Annotated in this window: 18 protein-coding genes, 1 CRISPR repeat array and 1 riboswitch; of the genes, 16 read left to right on the forward strand and 2 right to left on the reverse strand. The window is 32.3% G+C overall.

All coding sequences use genetic code 11. The features are described from left to right. Positions 1 to 36: 36 nt before the first annotated feature. The 5 genes from KA878_RS02525 (at position 37) to KA878_RS02545 (ending at position 3,511) form a co-directional block, all read left to right on the forward strand. Complete coding sequence (locus tag KA878_RS02525) at positions 37 to 423, forward strand: toprim domain-containing protein (RefSeq protein WP_053029854.1); 387 nt, start codon at positions 37 to 39, stop codon at positions 421 to 423. Continuing rightward, positions 416 to 712 carry a thioredoxin family protein gene (locus tag KA878_RS02530; protein WP_075109418.1) on the forward strand — a complete coding sequence of 99 codons (297 nt, stop codon included), beginning with the start codon at positions 416 to 418 and terminating at the stop codon, positions 710 to 712. The genes KA878_RS02525 and KA878_RS02530 overlap by 8 nt, the downstream gene beginning before the upstream one ends. 57 nt (positions 713 to 769) lie before the next feature. Then, positions 770 to 875: riboswitch (SAM riboswitch) on the forward strand. 86 nt (positions 876 to 961) lie between these two features. Continuing rightward, complete coding sequence (locus KA878_RS02535; RefSeq protein ID WP_193839598.1) at positions 962 to 1,987, forward strand: methionine ABC transporter ATP-binding protein; 1,026 nt, start codon at positions 962 to 964, stop codon at positions 1,985 to 1,987. Then, on the forward strand, positions 1,980 to 2,675 hold the full coding sequence (locus KA878_RS02540) for a methionine ABC transporter permease (protein ID WP_075109416.1): 696 nt from the start codon (positions 1,980 to 1,982) through the stop codon (positions 2,673 to 2,675). Before KA878_RS02535 ends, KA878_RS02540 begins: the two co-directional genes overlap by 8 nt. 20 nt (positions 2,676 to 2,695) lie before the next feature. Next, entirely contained in the window at positions 2,696 to 3,511 is an 816-nt protein-coding gene (locus tag KA878_RS02545) for a MetQ/NlpA family ABC transporter substrate-binding protein (protein WP_053029847.1), read from the forward strand. 216 nt (positions 3,512 to 3,727) lie between these two features. Here the strand turns inward: KA878_RS02545 and KA878_RS02550 are convergent, their stop codons facing one another. After that, positions 3,728 to 3,892, reverse strand: coding sequence for a hypothetical protein (locus KA878_RS02550; RefSeq protein WP_193839597.1), 165 nt, complete (start codon positions 3,890 to 3,892; stop codon positions 3,728 to 3,730). 157 nt (positions 3,893 to 4,049) lie between these two features. Here KA878_RS02550 and KA878_RS02555 point away from each other — a divergent pair, with 157 nt between their 5' ends. From KA878_RS02555 to KA878_RS02575, 5 genes are all read left to right on the forward strand, one after another. Then, positions 4,050 to 4,244, forward strand: a complete 195-nt coding sequence (locus KA878_RS02555; RefSeq protein WP_053029845.1) for a CsbD family protein — start codon at positions 4,050 to 4,052, stop codon at positions 4,242 to 4,244. A gap of 287 nt (positions 4,245 to 4,531) precedes the next feature. Beyond that, a complete protein-coding gene (gene cas9, locus KA878_RS02560; RefSeq protein WP_193839596.1) occupies positions 4,532 to 7,699 on the forward strand; it encodes a type II CRISPR RNA-guided endonuclease Cas9 in 3,168 nt (1,055 codons plus the stop codon). Positions 7,700 to 7,702: 3 nt separating this feature from the next. Further along, complete coding sequence (gene cas1 / locus KA878_RS02565; RefSeq protein ID WP_193839595.1) at positions 7,703 to 8,605, forward strand: type II CRISPR-associated endonuclease Cas1; 903 nt, start codon at positions 7,703 to 7,705, stop codon at positions 8,603 to 8,605. 4 nt (positions 8,606 to 8,609) lie between these two features. Continuing rightward, a complete protein-coding gene (cas2, locus tag KA878_RS02570) occupies positions 8,610 to 8,918 on the forward strand; it encodes a CRISPR-associated endonuclease Cas2 (protein WP_193839594.1) in 309 nt (102 codons plus the stop codon). 11 nt (positions 8,919 to 8,929) lie between these two features. Continuing rightward, positions 8,930 to 9,934 (forward strand): hypothetical protein, encoded by a 1,005-nt coding sequence (locus tag KA878_RS02575; RefSeq protein WP_193839593.1) that lies wholly within the window; start codon positions 8,930 to 8,932, stop codon positions 9,932 to 9,934. 119 nt (positions 9,935 to 10,053) lie between these two features. After that, a CRISPR array of direct repeats spans positions 10,054 to 11,211; the repeat unit is 36 nt; unit sequence GTTTTAGTACTCTGTAATTTTAGGTATAAGTGAAAC. Positions 11,212 to 11,642: 431 nt separating this feature from the next. Here the strand turns inward: KA878_RS02575 and popT are convergent. Further along, positions 11,643 to 12,494, reverse strand: a complete 852-nt coding sequence (popT, locus tag KA878_RS02580; RefSeq protein WP_053029843.1) for a polyprenyl-phosphate transporter PopT — start codon at positions 12,492 to 12,494, stop codon at positions 11,643 to 11,645. A 359-nt stretch (positions 12,495 to 12,853) separates the two neighbouring features. Between popT and sufC the strand changes: the two genes are divergently transcribed. The 6 genes from sufC (at position 12,854) to KA878_RS02610 (ending at position 19,777) form a co-directional block, all read left to right on the forward strand. Further along, complete coding sequence (sufC, locus tag KA878_RS02585) at positions 12,854 to 13,615, forward strand: Fe-S cluster assembly ATPase SufC (protein WP_011276304.1); 762 nt, start codon at positions 12,854 to 12,856, stop codon at positions 13,613 to 13,615. Positions 13,616 to 13,793: 178 nt separating this feature from the next. Then, positions 13,794 to 15,101: a Fe-S cluster assembly protein SufD gene (sufD, locus tag KA878_RS02590; protein WP_070855137.1), complete on the forward strand. Its 1,308-nt coding sequence runs from the start codon at positions 13,794 to 13,796 to the stop codon at positions 15,099 to 15,101. A gap of 50 nt (positions 15,102 to 15,151) precedes the next feature. Next, positions 15,152 to 16,393 (forward strand): cysteine desulfurase, encoded by a 1,242-nt coding sequence (locus KA878_RS02595; RefSeq protein ID WP_193839592.1) that lies wholly within the window; start codon positions 15,152 to 15,154, stop codon positions 16,391 to 16,393. Beyond that, complete coding sequence (sufU, locus tag KA878_RS02600) at positions 16,383 to 16,844, forward strand: Fe-S cluster assembly sulfur transfer protein SufU (protein WP_053029837.1); 462 nt, start codon at positions 16,383 to 16,385, stop codon at positions 16,842 to 16,844. The genes KA878_RS02595 and sufU overlap by 11 nt, the downstream gene beginning before the upstream one ends. A gap of 166 nt (positions 16,845 to 17,010) precedes the next feature. Next, positions 17,011 to 18,408 (forward strand): Fe-S cluster assembly protein SufB, encoded by a 1,398-nt coding sequence (sufB, locus tag KA878_RS02605; protein WP_053029835.1) that lies wholly within the window; start codon positions 17,011 to 17,013, stop codon positions 18,406 to 18,408. 295 nt (positions 18,409 to 18,703) lie between these two features. Continuing rightward, on the forward strand, positions 18,704 to 19,777 hold the full coding sequence (locus KA878_RS02610) for an NAD(P)H-dependent flavin oxidoreductase (protein ID WP_193839911.1): 1,074 nt from the start codon (positions 18,704 to 18,706) through the stop codon (positions 19,775 to 19,777). Positions 19,778 to 19,893: the final 116 nt, after the last annotated feature.

A 19,893-nucleotide genomic window follows, 5' to 3' on the forward strand; every position in this document is an offset into this window, starting at 1 on the left:
CTGATTGTTTATTATCGACTTAGAAGGTGGATTAACATGGCAATTTTAAATAAAGTTATAATTGTTGAAGGCAAATCTGATAAGAAGAGAGTACAACAAGTCATCGCTGAACCTATCAATATTATTTGTACGCATGGTACAATGAGTATTGATAAATTAGATGACATGATTGAAACATTATATGACAAGCAAGTCTTTGTGCTAGCAGATTCAGATGACGAAGGTGAAAAGATAAGAAAGTGGTTTAAACGTCATCTTAGTGAATGTGAACACATTTATGTTGATAAAACATATTGTGAAGTTGCTAGATGTCCCAAGAACTATCTTGCGCATGTATTGAGTAAACATGGCTTTACAGTACGTAAAGAAAAACGTCTAATTCCCAATTTAACGACTGAAAGGTTAGTAATCATGCATGAGTAAATCTATAGAAATTGAAGATATTAGTGAGAATTTTAATAAAGATAAACACCTCATTTTCGGATACACACCGATGTGTGGTACATGTAAAATGTCTGAGCGAATGCTCGATATTGCGAATGAAATACTACATTTACCCGTTAAAAAAATCGATTTGAATTACCATCCTAAATATAGTGAACGTAACAAAATTATGTCAGTACCTGTTCTAATTGTTATGAATAAGGACATAGAGGTAGATAGAATTTATGCATTTCAATCTGTACCTTATTTGTTAGAAAAATTAAAATAATTGTTGACGAAATTATAGTGCAATGGTAGGATATAAATTAATTAAATAGTGCGAAAACTCTTATCAAGAGAGGTGGAGGGATGTGCCCTATGAAGCCCGGCAACCGTCTAATATTAGAAATGGTGCCAATTCACATAAAGTTAATTACTTTAGAAGATGAGAGAAAGATGAATCAATGCTTTCTCAACTTAATCTAAAGTGAGAAAGCATTTTTTTAATTACATAATGAATTTTAAGGAGGCACTAAACGTGATTGAGTTAAATCAAGTTGTTAAACGCTATCACACAAAAGATAAGGATGTACTAGCAGTTGATCACGTTAACTTAAATATAGAAACGGGCTCTATTTTTGGAGTTATCGGATTCTCTGGTGCTGGTAAAAGTACGTTAATTAGAATGTTCAATAATCTAGAAGCGCCTACATCTGGCGATATTATTATAGATGGCGATAATATTAACAAACTTTCAAAAGCAGAATTAAGAAAAAAACGTCAAAAAGTAAGTATGGTATTCCAACACTTTAACTTATTATGGTCAAGAACGGTACTTCGCAATATTATGTTCCCGTTAGAAATTGCAGGATACTCTAAAGGTAAAGCAATTGAAAGAGCACGAGAATTAATTGATCTTGTTGGTTTGAAGGGACGAGAAAATGCTTATCCTTCTGAATTATCAGGTGGTCAGAAACAAAGAGTCGGCATCGCACGAGCTTTGGCAAACGCACCAGATGTTCTATTATGTGACGAAGCTACTAGTGCATTAGACCCACAAACAACAGATGAAATATTAGACTTACTGTTAAAGATTAAAGCGCGCGAAAATCTTACAATTGTGATCATCACACATGAAATGCACGTTATCAGACGTGTTTGTGATGAAGTAGCAGTTATGGAAAGCGGACGTGTGATAGAGCAAGGTAAAGTAACGCAAGTATTTGAAAATCCACAACACGAAGTGACTAAACGCTTCGTGAAAGATGATTTAGATGATGATTTTGAAGAATCTATCCAACATCTTGAACCGTTAGATTCAGATGCTTATATCGTTAGACTTAATTTCAATGGTGATAATACGACAGAACCCGTTGTTTCGTACATAAGTAAAACACATAACATTGATATCAATATTCTTGAGGCAAATATTAAAAACACACGTGGCGGTGCAGTAGGCTTCTTAGTGGTTCACATACCACATATTGCTGAAACAGAATTTGAGACATTTAAAGAAGATTTACATCAGCAACATGTAAATGTGGAGGTGGTTAAGCATGGATAAATCATACGGTGATATTTTTAAAGAGATGATTACAATGCCTAACGTCCAGTGGCCAGAAGTATGGCAAGCCATTTATGAAACGCTTTATATGACTATTGTGTCGACGATTTTCGCATTTATTTTTGGTTTGATTTTAGGTGTACTTTTATTTCTATCAGCCAAGAGTAATTCGAAAGGTGCTAGAGTCTTTTATAGTATCGTTTCATTTATAGTTAACCTGTTCCGAGCAATTCCATTTATCATCTTAATCTTGTTATTAATTCCATTTACAAGTGTCTTACTCGGAACAATCAGTGGTCCAACGGGTGCTTTACCAGCATTAGTCATCGGCGCAGCGCCATTCTATGCAAGATTAGTTGAAATTGCTTTTAAAGAGATAGATAAAGGTGTTATAGAAGCGGCTTGGTCAATGGGAGCAAGTACTTGGACGGTTGTTCGTAAAGTACTATTACCAGAAGCAATGCCAGCACTCGTTTCAGGTATTACCGTAACAGCAATCGCATTAGTTGGATCTACTGCAATTGCAGGTGTTATTGGTGCAGGTGGTTTAGGTAACTTAGCTTACTTAACAGGATTTACGCGTAACCAAAATGATGTCATTTTAGTTTCAACTGTATTTATTTTAATTATCGTATTTATAATCCAATTTATTGGGGATTGGATTACAAATAAAATTGACAAACGCTAAAAGAAAAGAGGAATGATTTAATGAAAAAACTTTTAAGCTTAATTTTAGTACTAACATTAACTGTCGTTTTAGCAGCTTGTGGCAATGGTAGTGGTGACAAAGATAAGAAAATCGTTGTAGGTGCATCTCCAGCACCACACGCTGAAATTCTAGAAAAAGCGAAACCTTTACTTAAAGAGAAGGGCTATGATCTAGAAATTAAAACAATTAACGATTACACAACACCAAACAAATTGTTAGATAAAGGTGAACTAGACGCGAACTATTTCCAACACGTACCTTACTTAAAAACTGAAAGTAAAGAAAAAGGATACAAAATTGAAGATGCAGGTAAAGTTCACTTAGAACCAATGGCTGTTTACTCTAAAAAATATAAAAGTTTAAAAGACCTTCCTAAAGGTGCAACAGTATATGTTTCAAATAACCCAGCAGAGCAAGGTCGTTTCTTAAAATTCTTTGTTGATGAAGGATTAATTAAAATCAAAAAAGGTGTAAAAATCGAAGATGCTAAATTCGAAGATATCACTGAAAATAAAAAAGACATTAAATTTAACAGTAAACAATCAGCAGAATATCTTCCAAAAATCTATCAAAACGAAGATGTAGATGCTGCAATCATCAACTCTAACTATGCAATTGATCAAGGATTAAGTCCACAAAAAGATTCAATTGCTGTTGAAAAAGCAAACAACAACCCATACGCAAACTTAATTGCAGTTCAAAAAGGACATAAGGATGATGAAAAAATCAAAGCTTTAATGGAAGTATTACAATCTAAAGAGATTCAAGACTTCATTAAAGATAAATACAAAGGTGCAGTTGTACCAGCGAAGTAAGCATAGAGGCTAGGACATCAATAATATAATGATGCTATTTTGCAAATTCATAGTAGCTGACTGAACTGAAAAAGCGCTTAAATTAAACTTTTTCAGTTCTAGTCAACCTTGAGGATGCGGAGCCCTACCAAAGAGAATTTCATTAAGAAATGCTTCAAGTAAAGCAAGCTAGGAGTGGACGACGAATTTTAAAAGAATTCTGTCCACTCCTTTAATTTAGAAAGATTTTCTATCTTTATACAGTATGCCGACACCTTGTCCGCCAGATCCCATTGTATAGTCAAATTTTATAACTTCGATGTATGGATTTTCTTCTAAGAAACGATTTACCTTTTTAGTGAGGCCACTTTTAGTCATTGCGGTAAAATTAATGAATTTCATTATAACCACTCCTTAAATTGATTTATTTCATTATCATTATAATTGAACTCATTGTAGAATGAAAAAATTAAATTTTTACGAATATAATGTTTAAACATGTTATAGTGTGGTATTTATTACTATACAAGATATACAGACTATCAAGGAGGAATCTCAAATGGCTGAAGATAAATTTGAACAAGCAAAAGGTAATTTAAAAGAAACTGTTGGTAATGCTACTGACAATAAAGATTTAGAAAAAGAAGGTCAAAGCGACAAAGCTTCTGGTAAAGCTAAAGAAGTTGTTGAAAACGTTAAAGAAAAAGCAAACGATGTTATCGATAAAGTAAAAGGTAACAACGATAATAAATAATTTGTTTATAAGACGAAGCGCAAGTGCTAAGCACTTGCGCTTTTTTTCATATCCAAGCAACTTGTGTTGCGACGTATGCTTAAGGGAAAGTTTATAGAATCATTTGTGATTTAATACATTACTTGTCTTTGTCATTAGTATAGGAAACTTTATGAATAGGGACACTATTATTTTGTAATAAAACTTTAAGAAAATAAAAAAATATTTAAAAATCTAGTTAAAAAGTATTACAACGCATTTTGTTTTAAATTATAATCAAATTATAAAATAGGGGTGGGTGATTTAAAGTGAAAACAGATTATATTTTAGGATTAGACATAGGTATAACTTCAGTTGGATATGGCATTATAAATTACAATGACAAATCAATTATTGATGCCGGAGTGAGGTTATTTCCTGAAGCTAATGTAGAAAATAATGAAGGACGTAGAAGTAAAAGAGGCGCTAGAAGGTTAAAAAGACGAAGAATCCATAGATTAGAGCGGGTTAAACAATTATTAAAAGATTATAAGTTACTCGATTCTATTGATGTCATCCCTCAATCAACAAACCCTTATGAAATAAGAGTGAGAGGGTTACGAGAAAAATTAACGAGAGATGAATTAGCAATCGCATTATTACATTTAGCTAAAAGACGCGGTATACATAATATAGATGTTATAGATCAAGAAGAGGATGCATCAAACGAACTTTCTACAAAAGAACAGTTATCAAAAAATAATCATTTATTGAAAGATAAATTCGTATGTGAACTTTTACTTGAAAGATACAATGAAGGTAAAGTTAGAGGCGAGAAAAATAGATTTAAGACGGCAGATATTGTTAAAGAAATAAGACAAATTTTAGAAACACAAAAAGAAACGTATCATTTGGATAATAGTTTTATTGATAAGTATGTTGAATTAGTGGAGACAAGAAGAGAATATTATGAAGGTCCAGGTGAAGGTAGTCCTTACGGATGGGGTGCTGATTTAAAGAAATGGTATGAACATTTGATGGGCCGTTGTACATATTTTCCTGAAGAATTAAGAAGCGTTAAGTATGCATACTCTGCGGATTTATTTAATGCATTAAATGATTTAAATAACTTAGTAATTCAAAGAGATGGGCTAAATAAGTTAGAATATCATGAAAAATACCACATCATTGAAAATGTGTTTAAACAAAAGAAAAAACCTACTTTAAAACAAATTGCTAATGAAATAGGTGTAAAACCAGAAGATATAAAAGGTTATAGAATAACTAAATCCGGTAAAGAAAACTTTACTGAATTTAGACTGTATCACGATTTAAAAAAATCTCTAAAAGACCAAAGTATATTGGAAAATATTCAATTATTAGATCAAATTGCTGAAATTATAACTATCTACCAAGATAAAGAGAGCATTAAAAAAGAATTAGAGCAATTAGCTGAACCAATTAATGAAATAGATAAAGAAAGTATTTCTAACTTAGCTGGTTATAACGGTACACACCGACTTTCTTTAAAATGTATAAACTTAGTATTAGAGGAATTATGGCATACTTCTAGAAATCAAATGGAAATCTTTGCATATTTAAATATTAAACCTCGAAAAATTAACTTAAAGAAAGCAAATAAAATACCTAAAGATATGATTGATGAGTTTATACTATCTCCAGTAGTTAAAAGAACGTTTGGTCAAGCAATCAATGTTATCAATAAAGTAATAGAAAAATATGGTGCTCCTAAAGATATTATTATTGAGTTGGCTAGAGAGAATAATACTAAAGATAAACAAAAGTTTATTAATGAATTACAAAAGAAAAATGAAAAAACAAGACAGAGAATAAACGAGATTATCGGAAAAACAGGTAATCAAAATGCGAAGCGATTAGTTGAAAAGATTAGACTTCATGACGAACAAGAGGGCAAATGTCTGTATTCTCTTGAGAGTATACCATTGGAAGACTTATTAAATAATCCTAATCATTATGAAGTTGACCATATTATTCCTAGATCTGTATCATTTGATAATTCATATCAAAATAAAGTTCTCGTTAAGCAAACAGAAAATAGTAAAAAAGGTAACCGTACACCATACCAATACCTGAATTCAGGGGAAGCAAAACTGTCTTATAATCAGTTTAAACAACATGTGTTAAATCTTAGTAAATCAAAAGATAGAATTTCGAAGAAGAAAAAAGATTACTTACTAGAAGAACGAGATATAAATAAATTTGAGGTACAAAAAGAATTTATTAATCGAAACTTAGTTGATACGCGATACGCTACAAGAGAATTAACCAATTATTTAAAAGCGTATTTCAGCGCTAATGATTTGGATGTTAAAGTTAAAACAATCAATGGTAGCTTTACAAATCATTTAAGAAAAGTATGGGAATTCAAAAAAGAACGTAACCATGGTTATAAGCATCATGCTGAAGATGCGCTAATTATCGCTAACGCTGATTTCTTATTTAAAGAAAATAAAAAGTTAAAAGCAGCAAATAAGGTTTTAGAACAACCAGAACGTAAAGAGATAGAAACTAAAATTGAAGTTGATAGTGATAAAGAATACCAAGATTTATTTGTCATTCCACAGCAAGTAAAAGAAATTAAAGAATTTAGAGATTTTAAATATTCGCATAGAGTGGATAAGAAACCAAATAGACAATTAATCAATGACACGCTTTATTCAACAAGAGTAAAAGATGATGACTTATATATCATCTCGCCGATTAAGAATATTTATAGTAAAGATAATACAGATTTAAAAAAACATTTTAATAAGAATCCTGAAAAATTCTTAATGTATCAAAATGATCCAAAAACGTTTGAAAAACTAGAAGTGATCATGAAGCAATACGCTAATGAGAAAAATCCATTGGCTAAATATCACGAAGAAACAGGAGACTATTTAACTAAATACAGTAAGAAAAATAATGGACCAATTGTTAAATCGATTAAGATGTTTGGTAAAAAGGTTGGAAATCATTTAGATGTTACAAATCAATACAGCAATTCGAGAAACAAACTTGTGAAATTATCATTTAAGTCGTATCGTTTTGATGTGTATCTGACTGATAAAGGTTATAAATTCGTTAGCATTACATATTTGGATGTACTTAAAAAAGATAATTATTATTATATTCCTGAAGCCAAATACGAGAAATTAAAGTTAAATAAAGGTATCAATGCTAAAGCTAAATTTATTGGAAGTTTTTATTATAATGATTTGATTGAACTAGACGGTAAAGTATATACAGTTGTTGGGGTTAATAATGATAAGAGTAATAGAATAGAACTTAATTTTACTGACATTAAATATACGGAATTCTGTGAAATGAATAATATTAAATCAACACCAAGAATTTTTAAAACAATTGGAAGAAAAGTTGAAAGTATTAGAAAATTATCTACTGACGTTCTAGGAAATAGATATTATCAATCTTGCGCCGAAAAGCCACAATTAATATTTAAAAAGGGAATCTAAGCTATGAGTTGGAGAATTGTGTATATAACAGAAGTTAATCACATGTCACTTAATTTAAATAGCTTAAAAATCAAAAAAGGCGATCTAGAAACTAAGATTCCTTTAGCTGATATTTTTGCGTTAGTTATTGAAGATTTAACTGTTACATTAACATCCAGATTATTAGTAGAACTCTCGGATTATAATATTTTAGTTATCTTTTGCAATCAAAAGCATTTGCCAGAATGCACTTTACAACCAATATCAGGTCATTTTAATCAATATGCGCAAATGAAAGCACAATTAAAATGGGATGTAGCTCGTAAAAGTGAATTGTGGCAATCAATTGTAAAGCAAAAAATTCAAAATCAAATTGAATGTATGAAGTACATGCACATTGATACTGTGCGAATTCAAAAAATGACAGAGTTAAAGCAGTCAGTATTGATATATGATCGGAATAATATTGAGGGTCAAGCTGCAAAATACTATTTTAATAGTTTCTTTAAAGATTTTACGAGAGATAATGATGCGCTTATAGAGAATGCGGTTTTAAATTATGGGTACACTATTTTGAATGCTGCAATAGCTAGAACGATAGTCGCAAAAGGTTTAATACCAGCAATTGGCATCCACCATATTGGAGGGAGAAATCATTTTAACTTAGCATCAGATTTAATTGAACCATTTAGGGCGCTAGTTGATTTGTTCTTATTGAAACATCCTCCTGAAGACTATTTAACAAAAACGTATAGATTAAAAATAATCAATCTATTACATGCTCGTGTTGAAATTGATGGAAAAATGCAAACGGTTATTCGAGCTATTGATATTATGGTGCAATCTATAATTGAGTATTTTAAAGACGGTGATATTAAATCATTAAAGTTTCCTAGTTTGAGTAAATATTCATTTTATGAGTTATAGATTTATGAGAGTACTATTAATGTTTGATCTACCAGTTGAAACTAAGAAACAAAGAAGAATTTATAGTAAATTTAGAAAGCAACTCATTGAGGATGGATTTTTAATGATGCAATACTCAATTTATATCAAGAGTGTCATAAATAAAGATGCGGCAAACCAAACTATAAAAAAAGTAAATACTTTTCTACCTCAAGAAGGTCATGTCAGGGCACTCATGATAACTGAAAAGCAATATCAACATATGCAAATACTTTTAGGAGAAGAAAATCATAATATAGAACTATTAGGTGATAATAGAACTATTATTTTTTGATAAGAGAAAATATGGAACATATCATATGGCAAATAAAATCTGAAGCAGTACCTACAATGAATCTGAATATTGGCCAATACACTGCTATCTATAATGAATTTGAAACCATTGAAGAGGACATACTTGAACTTATGGATCAATATTTTAAAAAAAGAAACTCAAATAAGAATGAAGTTTCTATTATAGAATGTACTAGTCATGAACTAATTTCTAATCTTGAATATGAGAGTTTTATTATTGATAATAACAAAATAGAACTTGAGCATTCATTAGGCGCCACATCTATTTTGAATAAGAAACTCCAAAGAGATTTTGCTAATCATATTGAAAGTTCAGGATATTTAAATTCTATTAATCAACTTCTGAATGATTTACTAGAGATGATTAATTACAATGAATTACCTTTACAAATAAAGACTGTAGATATTAAATATTTCATTAAGTTATTAAGCTTTGAATATGAAATGAAGAAGGATTATACAAAATTAGTAAACAGAATAGAGCAAGTGCTACCTTTAATCGTTGATGAATTAAACAAGCTACACAATAATCATTTATTATTGATTTACTTATATCCTGAAGCAAATTTAAGTCCTAAAGAACAAATAAAGTTGAAAGAATTATTGTTAACGCTCGATGCAAACATAATTGTATTAACAGGATCATTACATTTTCTATCCGAAGAGTGGAAATACAATAACTATATAAGAGATGGTGAGCAAAAAAACACATCTGAATTTCTGGAAGAATTAGAGTGGAATGCGCCACTTAATTTTGATAAGAGGGAACTAGAAGAAAGTTTGAATCGATTCATTTTAACTTATCAAGATAAATTAGAATTAAATCCTATAATATCTAATTATCAAATAGCACAAATTATGTTATTTAGTGCTATTGACATATATGTTGGCGTTTCATATATGCAACATTGTAATCATAAATTTGAATTGAAAATTAAAAATGAATTACTGCCTAAAAGCATCAATAAATATTTAAACCAACAATCGTTGAATTAATTACTTTGCTATAATTAACATAATAATCTATTATTATCTTAGTGAATGAGTTTAGCTAACTTGTTCACTGAGATACCTTTTTATAAACTAATTCTTTTAGCGATTTTATATTGCTAGAGGTTTTAGTACTCTGTAATTTTAGGTATAAGTGAAACAATTCAATCGTTTATACACAAAAAGTGACCGTTTTAGTACTCTGTAATTTTAGGTATAAGTGAAACATTGCCGGCTCTAAGTAGCCACGTTCTGCAGTTTTAGTACTCTGTAATTTTAGGTATAAGTGAAACAGCGAATGCTAAAAGCATAACTACTTCAAAGTTTTAGTACTCTGTAATTTTAGGTATAAGTGAAACTGAAACGTAAGCATAAATTATTTAGAAAAGGTTTTAGTACTCTGTAATTTTAGGTATAAGTGAAACATTTGGTCAAAGTCTGTAAAATCACCCGCTTGTTTTAGTACTCTGTAATTTTAGGTATAAGTGAAACGTTTACTTAAACAAAGACAACAAGCTATCGGTTTTAGTACTCTGTAATTTTAGGTATAAGTGAAACATGAGGTTGAAGGATATTACAAAGAATTAGGTTTTAGTACTCTGTAATTTTAGGTATAAGTGAAACCGTTAGTTGCAGGTATCATCTACCTGTGGGTTTTAGTACTCTGTAATTTTAGGTATAAGTGAAACGGTTATCCCATTCAATTACTGCGATTGGTCGTTTTAGTACTCTGTAATTTTAGGTATAAGTGAAACAGAAACAGAATGGTTACCAGTACTAGACTTGTTTTAGTACTCTGTAATTTTAGGTATAAGTGAAACATTGAAGGTGGAGAAGCTGGAACATACCTCGTTTTAGTACTCTGTAATTTTAGGTATAAGTGAAACGTGCAAACTCATTTTTTTTGATATCACTTTGTTTTAGTACTCTGTAATTTTAGGTATAAGTGAAACTTCTTCTCCAGCTTTGATTTGTCTTACCATGTTTTAGTACTCTGTAATTTTAGGTATAAGTGAAACTTGAACTGCATAAACGCTACCAACGTTTTTGTTTTAGTACTCTGTGATTTTAGGTATAAGTGAAGCATGTGATTTACCACTAGAGCCACCTCCATAGTTTTAGTACTCTGTAATTTTAGGTATAAGTGAAACATAAAGGTAAAGTAACAGCTGGTGCGTTTGGTTTTAGTACTCTGTAATTTTAGGTATAAGTGAAACAAATCGACAATGTAAGCTATGACGATATACGTTTTAGTGCTCTGTGATTTTAAGTATAAGTGAACGTTACATTGATGCTACACCGCAAGATTGAAGTTTTAATACGCTAGTACTTCAGTCACAACTATTTTAAATAGCGATTATTAAGTGCTATTCCTTTCAAATGATTTGATTAAAGTGATTATCTCTATAATTACGCCGATCCATTATTCTTTTCAAATAATCCATAATATTGAGATCAATTATTTGGGGAAGAATGTAGAAATATTTAATATTAATTAAAATAGTAGTTGACTAACATGCTAAGGTGGAAATATAATAAATGTAAGGAACAAGTTTAGCTAACTTGTACTTATACCTAAAATTACAGAATCTACTAAAACAAGACTTTATGTCGTGTTTATCCCATTAATTTATTAATGGGATTTTTTCTTTATAATTAGACAAATCGCCAACGATGATGACTATCGTTGGCGATTATTTTTTCATACTATTGATTACACATTCTCATCTGTAATTTGGCCGAGCCAATAACTGCCGGCAAAACCGACGATTAATGTGATGATTGAAAGTGTCCACTCAACACCAGTTTGAGGAAGACCTGGGAAAACGGCATAAACGGAACCAATAACGAATCCAGTTATTAATGCGAATGTGGTATAGAAGTGATGATGCAAGAAGTATTTAATAATACGACTAGATAATAAAAATCCTGCTAATACACCTAAACCTACAACTATTAATATTGGAAGGCCATCGAAGTTTAATTTAACTAAATCAGCAATGGCTAACATAATTGTTCCATAAGTACCAAATACAAGTAGCATGAATGATCCAGAAATACCAGGTAATAACATTGCACTTGAAGCACATGCACCAGCTAAGAAATATTTAATAATAAGACCAAATGATAAATCTAGTGACGTATCAGCGCTTTGATTACCAGAATTCATTAATGTTATGACTACTAAAATAATGATACCTACTAACATAATGCCATAGTGTTTTGTTGTAAATGTTTTATTAAATTTTGCAGTTCTTAATAAGTAAGGGATAATACCAATGATTAATCCTGTAAAGAAGAACATGGTAACTACTTGATGATGTTCTAATAAATAATTGATTAAGTTACTTAGTATGCCAATTGCTAAAGCCATACCAATTAATATAGGAAGTAAAAACTTTAAGCTAGGCCAAAATCGCTTGGAGAATATACCGCTTATTGAAGAAATAAAACCGTCATATATGCCTAATAATAACGCGATAGTACCTCCACTAATTCCAGGAACTAAATCGGTTGTTCCCATACCGAACCCTTTTAATATATTAATCCACTTGAAATTTTGCATGAACGTCTCCTTTCGAAATAGGTTAAATAGCATCATAACAGACTTTTGAAGAATAATAAAATATTAAGATTGTAATATTATAATTTTTATAAATATTGCACTAAATGAATGGGATTTGTGTCTGAATTATTTCTATTGAGAACTGTAAGCCTTTGATTATCAGTTGCAAGAAAAAATTGAGTCTTAGATAAAAATTATTTTAGATAAATAATCACTATAATTTAGAGTTTTAATAAGTTTATATTAAGGGCTATTTGCGTTATAATGAAGTGTATTAAAGTACACAAAGTCTTTTTGACTACAAATTAAAATTATTATAAACTAGTTAAGAAAACTTTATATTTACGGAGGGAATATAAATGTCATCAACATTAGAAATTAAAGACCTACATGTGTCTATTGAAGATAAAGAAATTTTAAAAGGTGTTAATTTAACTATTAATACAGGCGAAATACATGCAATTATGGGACCAAATGGTACGGGTAAATCAACGTTATCATCAGCGATTATGGGACATCCATCATACGAAGTAACGCAAGGTGAAGTGTTACTTGACGGTGTTAACATTTTAGAATTAGAAGTTGATGAAAGAGCTAAAGCTGGTCTGTTTTTAGCAATGCAATATCCATCAGAAATCACTGGTGTAACGAATGCTGACTTCATGCGTTCAGCGATTAACGCAAAACGTGAAGAAGGACAAGAAATTAACTTAATGCAATTTATCAAGAAATTAGATAAAGAAATGGATTTCTTAGATATCGATAAAGATATGGCTCAACGTTACTTAAATGAAGGCTTCTCTGGCGGTGAGAAAAAACGTAACGAAATCTTACAATTAATGATGTTAGAACCTAAATTCGCAATTCTTGATGAAATCGATTCAGGTTTAGATATCGACGCCTTGAAAGTTGTATCTAAAGGTATTAACGAAATGCGCGGTGAAGAATTTGGTGCATTAATGATTACACACTATCAACGTTTATTAAACTACATCACACCTGACAAAGTGCATGTTATGTACGGTGGTAAAGTAGTTAAATCAGGCGGCCCTGAATTAGCTAAACGTCTTGAAGAAGAAGGCTATGAGTGGGTTAAAGAAGAATTTGGTGCTAAAGAATAATCTAGCAGTCGTTTGTTTTTAAATGATGAAACTAGATGCAGATTATTAATGTAAATTGATGCATTAATAATGACGATTGAATATGTGAGACTGAGACATCGAATATATAAACAAAGTTATTATTTCGATGGTGTTACAGTCGCTAAAATTTTTCATCAAGTAGGAGGAAAAGAGAGTTATGACAACCGAAACTTTAAACATTTCTGAAGAACAACTTGTTGATTATTCTAAAGCGCACAATGAACCTTCTTGGATGACTGAGTTACGTCAAAAAGCGTTGAAATTAACAGAAACTTTAGAAATGCCAAAACCAGATAAAACGAAATTAAGAAAATGGGACTTTGATTCATTTAAACAACATAAAGTCGAAGGACAAACGTTCAATGATTTATCAGAGCTTCCAGATGCGATTAAAAACATTATTGACGTTGAAAACACTAAAAATTTAGTCGTACAACATAATAATGCTTTAGCTTATACGCAAGTATCACAAGAAACACAAGATAATGGCGTGATTATTGAAGGCTTATCTGAAGCATTAGTTAATCACGGAGATTTAGTACAAAAATATTTAATGACAGATGCAGTTACTGTTGATGAACATCGTTTAACTGCATTGCATACGGCTTTAATTAATGGTGGCGTATTTGTTTATGTACCTAAGAATGTCGTTGTTAAAGATCCTATCCAATATGTTGTGTTACACGATGATGAGAATGCTAGCTTCTTCAATCATGTGATTATTGTTACTGAAGAAAGTGCTGAAGTGACATACGTTGAGAACTATTTATCAACTGCAAGTGGCGAAGGTAACCAACTCAACATCATTTCTGAAGTCATTGCAGGTGCAAACTCTAATATTACGTATGGTTCAGTTGACTATTTAGACAAAGGCTTTACTGGTCACATCATTCGCCGTGGTACAACTGCTGCAGATGCATCAATTAATTGGGCATTAGGTTTGATGAATGAAGGTAGTCAAATCATTGATAATACAACTAATTTAATTGGTGATCGTTCAACAAGTGAACTTAAATCCGTTGTTGTTGGTACAGGCGACCAAAAAATCAACTTAACGTCTAAAATTGTTCAATATGGTAAAGAAACGAACGGTTATATCTTAAAACATGGTGTAATGCGTGAGAATGCATCATCTGTATTTAATGGTATAGGTTACATTAAACATGGTGGTACGAAATCTATCGCTAACCAAGAGTCACGTGTCTTAATGCTTTCTGAGAATGCTAGAGGTGACGCTAACCCAATCTTATTAATTGATGAAGATGATGTAGAAGCAGGACACGCAGCTTCAGTAGGTCGTGTTGACCCTGAACAACTTTACTATTTAATGAGTCGTGGTATTTCTCAAAAAGAAGCAGAACGATTAGTGATTCATGGTTTCTTAGACCCTGTAGTGCGTGAATTACCAATTGAAGATGTTAAACGTCAATTAAGAGAAGTTATCGAACTTAAAGTTAATAAATAAACTTATCAATCCCAAAGAGATTTTTAATATAAGAAAGGTCGTGAAATAAAGTGGCCGAAACTTCATTAAATGTTGAGAAAATTATTAAAGATTTTCCAATATTAGATCAAAAAGTTAATGGAAAAAGATTAGCGTACCTTGATTCAACAGCTACAAGCCAAACGCCAGTTCAAGTACTAAACGTATTAGATGATTATTATAAACGATACAATTCCAATGTACACCGTGGAGTGCATACACTTGGCTCACTAGCTACTGATGGATACGAAGGTGCTCGTGAAACTGTAAGACGTTTCATTAACGCTAAATACTTTGAAGAAGTCATCTTTACAAGAGGAACAACTGCCGCAATTAATATTGTTGCGCGTAGTTATGGAGATGCCAACATTGAAGAAGGCGACGAAATTGTTGTTACTGAAATGGAACATCATGCCAATATTGTTCCATGGCAACAATTAGCTAAACGCAAAAATGCCTCATTAAAATTCATTCCAATGACAGAAGAGGGTGAATTAAATATTGAGGATGTTAAGGCAACAATCAATGACAACACTAAAATCGTAGCCATAGCACATGTATCTAATGTTCTAGGTACGATTAATGACGTCAAAGAAATCGCTAAAATCGCGCATGAACACGGTGCGATTATAAGTGTCGATGGTGCACAATCTGCGCCACACATGAACATAGACGTTCAAGATTTAGACGCTGATTTCTTCAGTTTCAGTGGCCATAAAATGTTAGGACCTACTGGTATTGGTGTATTATACGGTAAACGTGACTTATTAAAAGACATGGAACCAATTGAATTTGGTGGGGATATGATTGACTTTGTAAGCAAATATGACGCTACGTGGGCAGATTTACCTACTAAATTTGAAGCAGGCACACCAATTATTGCTCAAGCTATTGGCTTAGGAGAAGCAATTCGCTACATTGAGAACATAGGCTTCGATGCTATTCATGAACATGAAAAAGCATTAACAGAATATGCTTATGAACAAATGTCATCGATTGAAGGACTTGAAATATACGGTCCGCCTAAAGATCGTCGTGCGGGTGTTATCACATTTAACTTAGCTGATATTCATCCACACGATGTTGCTACTGCAGTAGATACTGAAGGTGTTGCTGTAAGAGCTGGACACCATTGTGCACAACCATTAATGAAATGGTTGAACGTATCATCTACTGCGCGTGCAAGCTTCTATGTTTACAATACTAAAGAAGATGTAGACCAACTTGTTGAAGCATTGAAACAAACGAAGGAGTTTTTCTCTTATGAATTTTAATAATTTAGATCAACTTTATCGATCTGTAATTATGGATCATTATAAGAATCCTAGAAATAAAGGCGTTTTAGATAATGGCTCAATGACTGTAGACATGAACAATCCTACTTGTGGTGACCGCATTAGATTAACGTTTGATATTGAAAATGGCATCATTAACGATGCTAAATTCGAAGGAGAAGGTTGTTCTATTTCAATGTCTAGTGCATCTATGATGACTGAAGCGGTGAAAGGTCATTCACTAGGTGAAGCGATGCAAATGAGTCAAGAATTTACTAAGATGATGCTTGGTGAAGATTATGAAATCACTGAAGATATGGGAGACATTGAAGCACTTCAAGGTGTATCTCAATTCCCAGCTCGCATCAAGTGTGCAACATTAGCCTGGAAAGCACTTGAAAAAGGAACAGTTGAAAAAGAAGGTAAAGCAGAAGGTTCGACTGAAGAGTAATCGGCCAGTTTTATGTAAGACCTATTATCTTATTTAAAGCTTAACCTTAACTTTTTACACGTTTGACTTTTTATGAAGGTTGCATATTGTTACAATGACAATAGACAATAATGAATATTAAAAATCTCGCACACGTCGTTTTAAATATATTTAAGGAGTGATTGAAATGGCTAAAAAAGCACCTGATGTTGGAGATTACAAATATGGTTTCCACGATGAGGATGTTTCCATTTTCAGATCAGAACGTGGTTTAACTGAAAATATCGTTAGAGAAATTTCAAAAATGAAGGAAGAGCCTGAATGGATGCTTGACTTCAGATTAAAAGCTTTAAAATTATTCTATAAAATGCCAATGCCTCAATGGGGTGGTGATTTATCAGAATTAAATTTTGATGACATCACATACTACGTCAAACCTTCAGAGCATACAGAACGTTCATGGGACGAAGTACCTGAAGAAATTAAACGTACATTTGATAAATTAGGTATTCCAGAAGCTGAACAAAAATATTTAGCAGGTGTTTCTGCACAATATGAATCAGAAGTTGTATATCACAACATGGAAAAAGAATTAGAAGAAAAAGGTATCATCTTTAAAGATACAGATAGTGCTTTACGTGAAAACGAAGAACTATTCAAAGAATACTTTGCTTCTGTTATTCCAGCAGCTGATAACAAATTCGCAGCATTAAACTCAGCTGTATGGTCAGGTGGTTCATTCATCTATGTACCTAAGAATGTTAAATTAGATACACCATTACAAGCATACTTCCGAATTAACTCAGAGAACATGGGTCAATTCGAACGTACATTAATTATTGCTGATGAAGGTGCATCAGTGAACTACGTTGAAGGTTGTACTGCACCAGTTTATACTACAAGTTCATTACACTCAGCAGTAGTAGAAATCATCGTGCATAAAGATGCACACGTACGTTACACAACAATTCAAAACTGGGCAAACAACGTTTATAACTTAGTTACTAAACGTACATTTGTGCATGAGAATGGTAACATGGAATGGGTAGATGGTAACTTAGGTTCTAAGTTAACTATGAAATATCCAAACTGTGTTCTTTTAGGTGAAGGTGCGAAAGGTAGTACATTATCTATCGCCTTTGCTGGTAAAGGTCAAGTACAAGATGCTGGTGCTAAAATGATTCACAAAGCACCTAACACATCTTCAACAATCGTATCTAAATCTATTTCTAAAAATGGTGGTAAAGTAATCTATCGTGGTATCGTTCACTTCGGACGTAAAGCGAAAGGTGCACGTTCTAACATTGAATGTGACACGTTAATTTTAGATAATGAATCTACTTCAGATACAATTCCATACAATGAAGTATTTAATGACAATATTTCATTAGAACACGAAGCGAAAGTTTCTAAAGTATCAGAAGAGCAATTATTCTACTTAATGAGCCGTGGTATTTCTGAAGAAGAAGCTACAGAAATGATCGTTATGGGCTTCATTGAACCATTCACAAAAGAATTACCAATGGAATATGCAGTAGAAATGAACCGTTTAATCAAATTCGAAATGGAAGGCTCTATCGGTTAATCATTCAGCATTACTGATTGTGCTTAATCATAAGTGAGTCCGGGAAAAAATAATATAATGAAGCTATTTTGCGAATTCGCAGTAGCTGACTGAACTGAGAAGACGCTTAATTCAAGCTTTTCTTAGTTCTAGTCACCCTTACGGGGGTGGGACAACGAATTTAAAAAGAATTCTGTCCCACTCCCACTTTTTTATATAGTAATGGGCAAGTTTATTGAAAATTAGAGTAGGGAATAAGTTGAACAATACAGGTATAGTATGTGTAACTACTCATTATAGAGAAGGTGGCGTTAACATGTGGTATGACAATCAATTCACAGAGGCTTTAAACATTCAATATCCTATTATTCAAGCAGGTATGGCCGGTAGTACAACACCAGAACTTGTGGCAGCTGTTAGTAATAAAGGTGGATTAGGATGTATTGGTGCAGGCTACTTTACAATTGAAAAGTTAGAACAAGAAATAGAACAAGTTCGATCGTTAACAAGGCAACCCTTTGGCGTAAACTTATTTGTTCCAGGGCATCATACGTATACCAATGAACAAGTTGAGCGTATGAATGCTTGGCTAAAACCTTACCGTAAGGCTTTAAATCTTGAAGAACCTGTCATTAATATCTCAGAAACACAACAATTTAAGCAGGCAATTCACATGATAATTAAAAAGAAAATACCAGTGTGTTGCTTTACCTTTGGTATACCATCACAAGATATCATTAAACAACTGAAAGATGCTCAAGTCACTTTAATAGGTACGGCAACATCTGTTGATGAAGCAATTGAAAACGAACAGGCAGGCATGGATATAGTAGTTGCGCAAGGTAGTGAAGCAGGTGGCCATAGGGGGTCATTTTTACCAAGTAAACAGCAAGCAACACCACTAATTGGCACAATGAGTTTAATTCCTCAAATTGTTGATCAAGTCACGATACCAGTTGTTGCTGCAGGCGGTATCATGGATGGTCGTGGCGTATTAGCTAGTCAAATACTAGGGGCGCAAGGCGTTCAAATGGGGACAGCGTTTTTAACTACAGTGGAAAGCGGTGCGAATGATTTAGTGAAACAAGCGGTACTACATAGTAAGGAAACGGACACTATTGTTACGGACGTCTTTAGTGGTAAATTTGCGCGTGGCATCCATAATGAATTTGTGGAAAAAATGTCGCGATATGAAGGTGTTCTACCACCGTATCCAGTTCAAAATCAATTAACCAATGCAATTAGAAAGACTGCGGCTTCCAATGGTAAACGTGAATGGACACATATATGGAGTGGTCAATCGCCACGTTTAGCTACAGCGCAACATGTAAATCAATTCATGGATAAACTTGTCGAACAAATCGAGGCGTTATTGAAGGCTGTGCAGTAGTATGGATTTATAAAAACGTTGTGAGCTAGAGTGGGCCACATTTTCAAAAAATAATAAGATAATGTAAAGATGGGATAGAACAAGTGATATCTTAAAATTGAATATGGTATCATATA

Source organism: Staphylococcus sp. GDY8P57P (genome assembly GCF_017892585.1).
GTDB classification, from domain to species: domain Bacteria; phylum Bacillota; class Bacilli; order Staphylococcales; family Staphylococcaceae; genus Staphylococcus; species Staphylococcus borealis.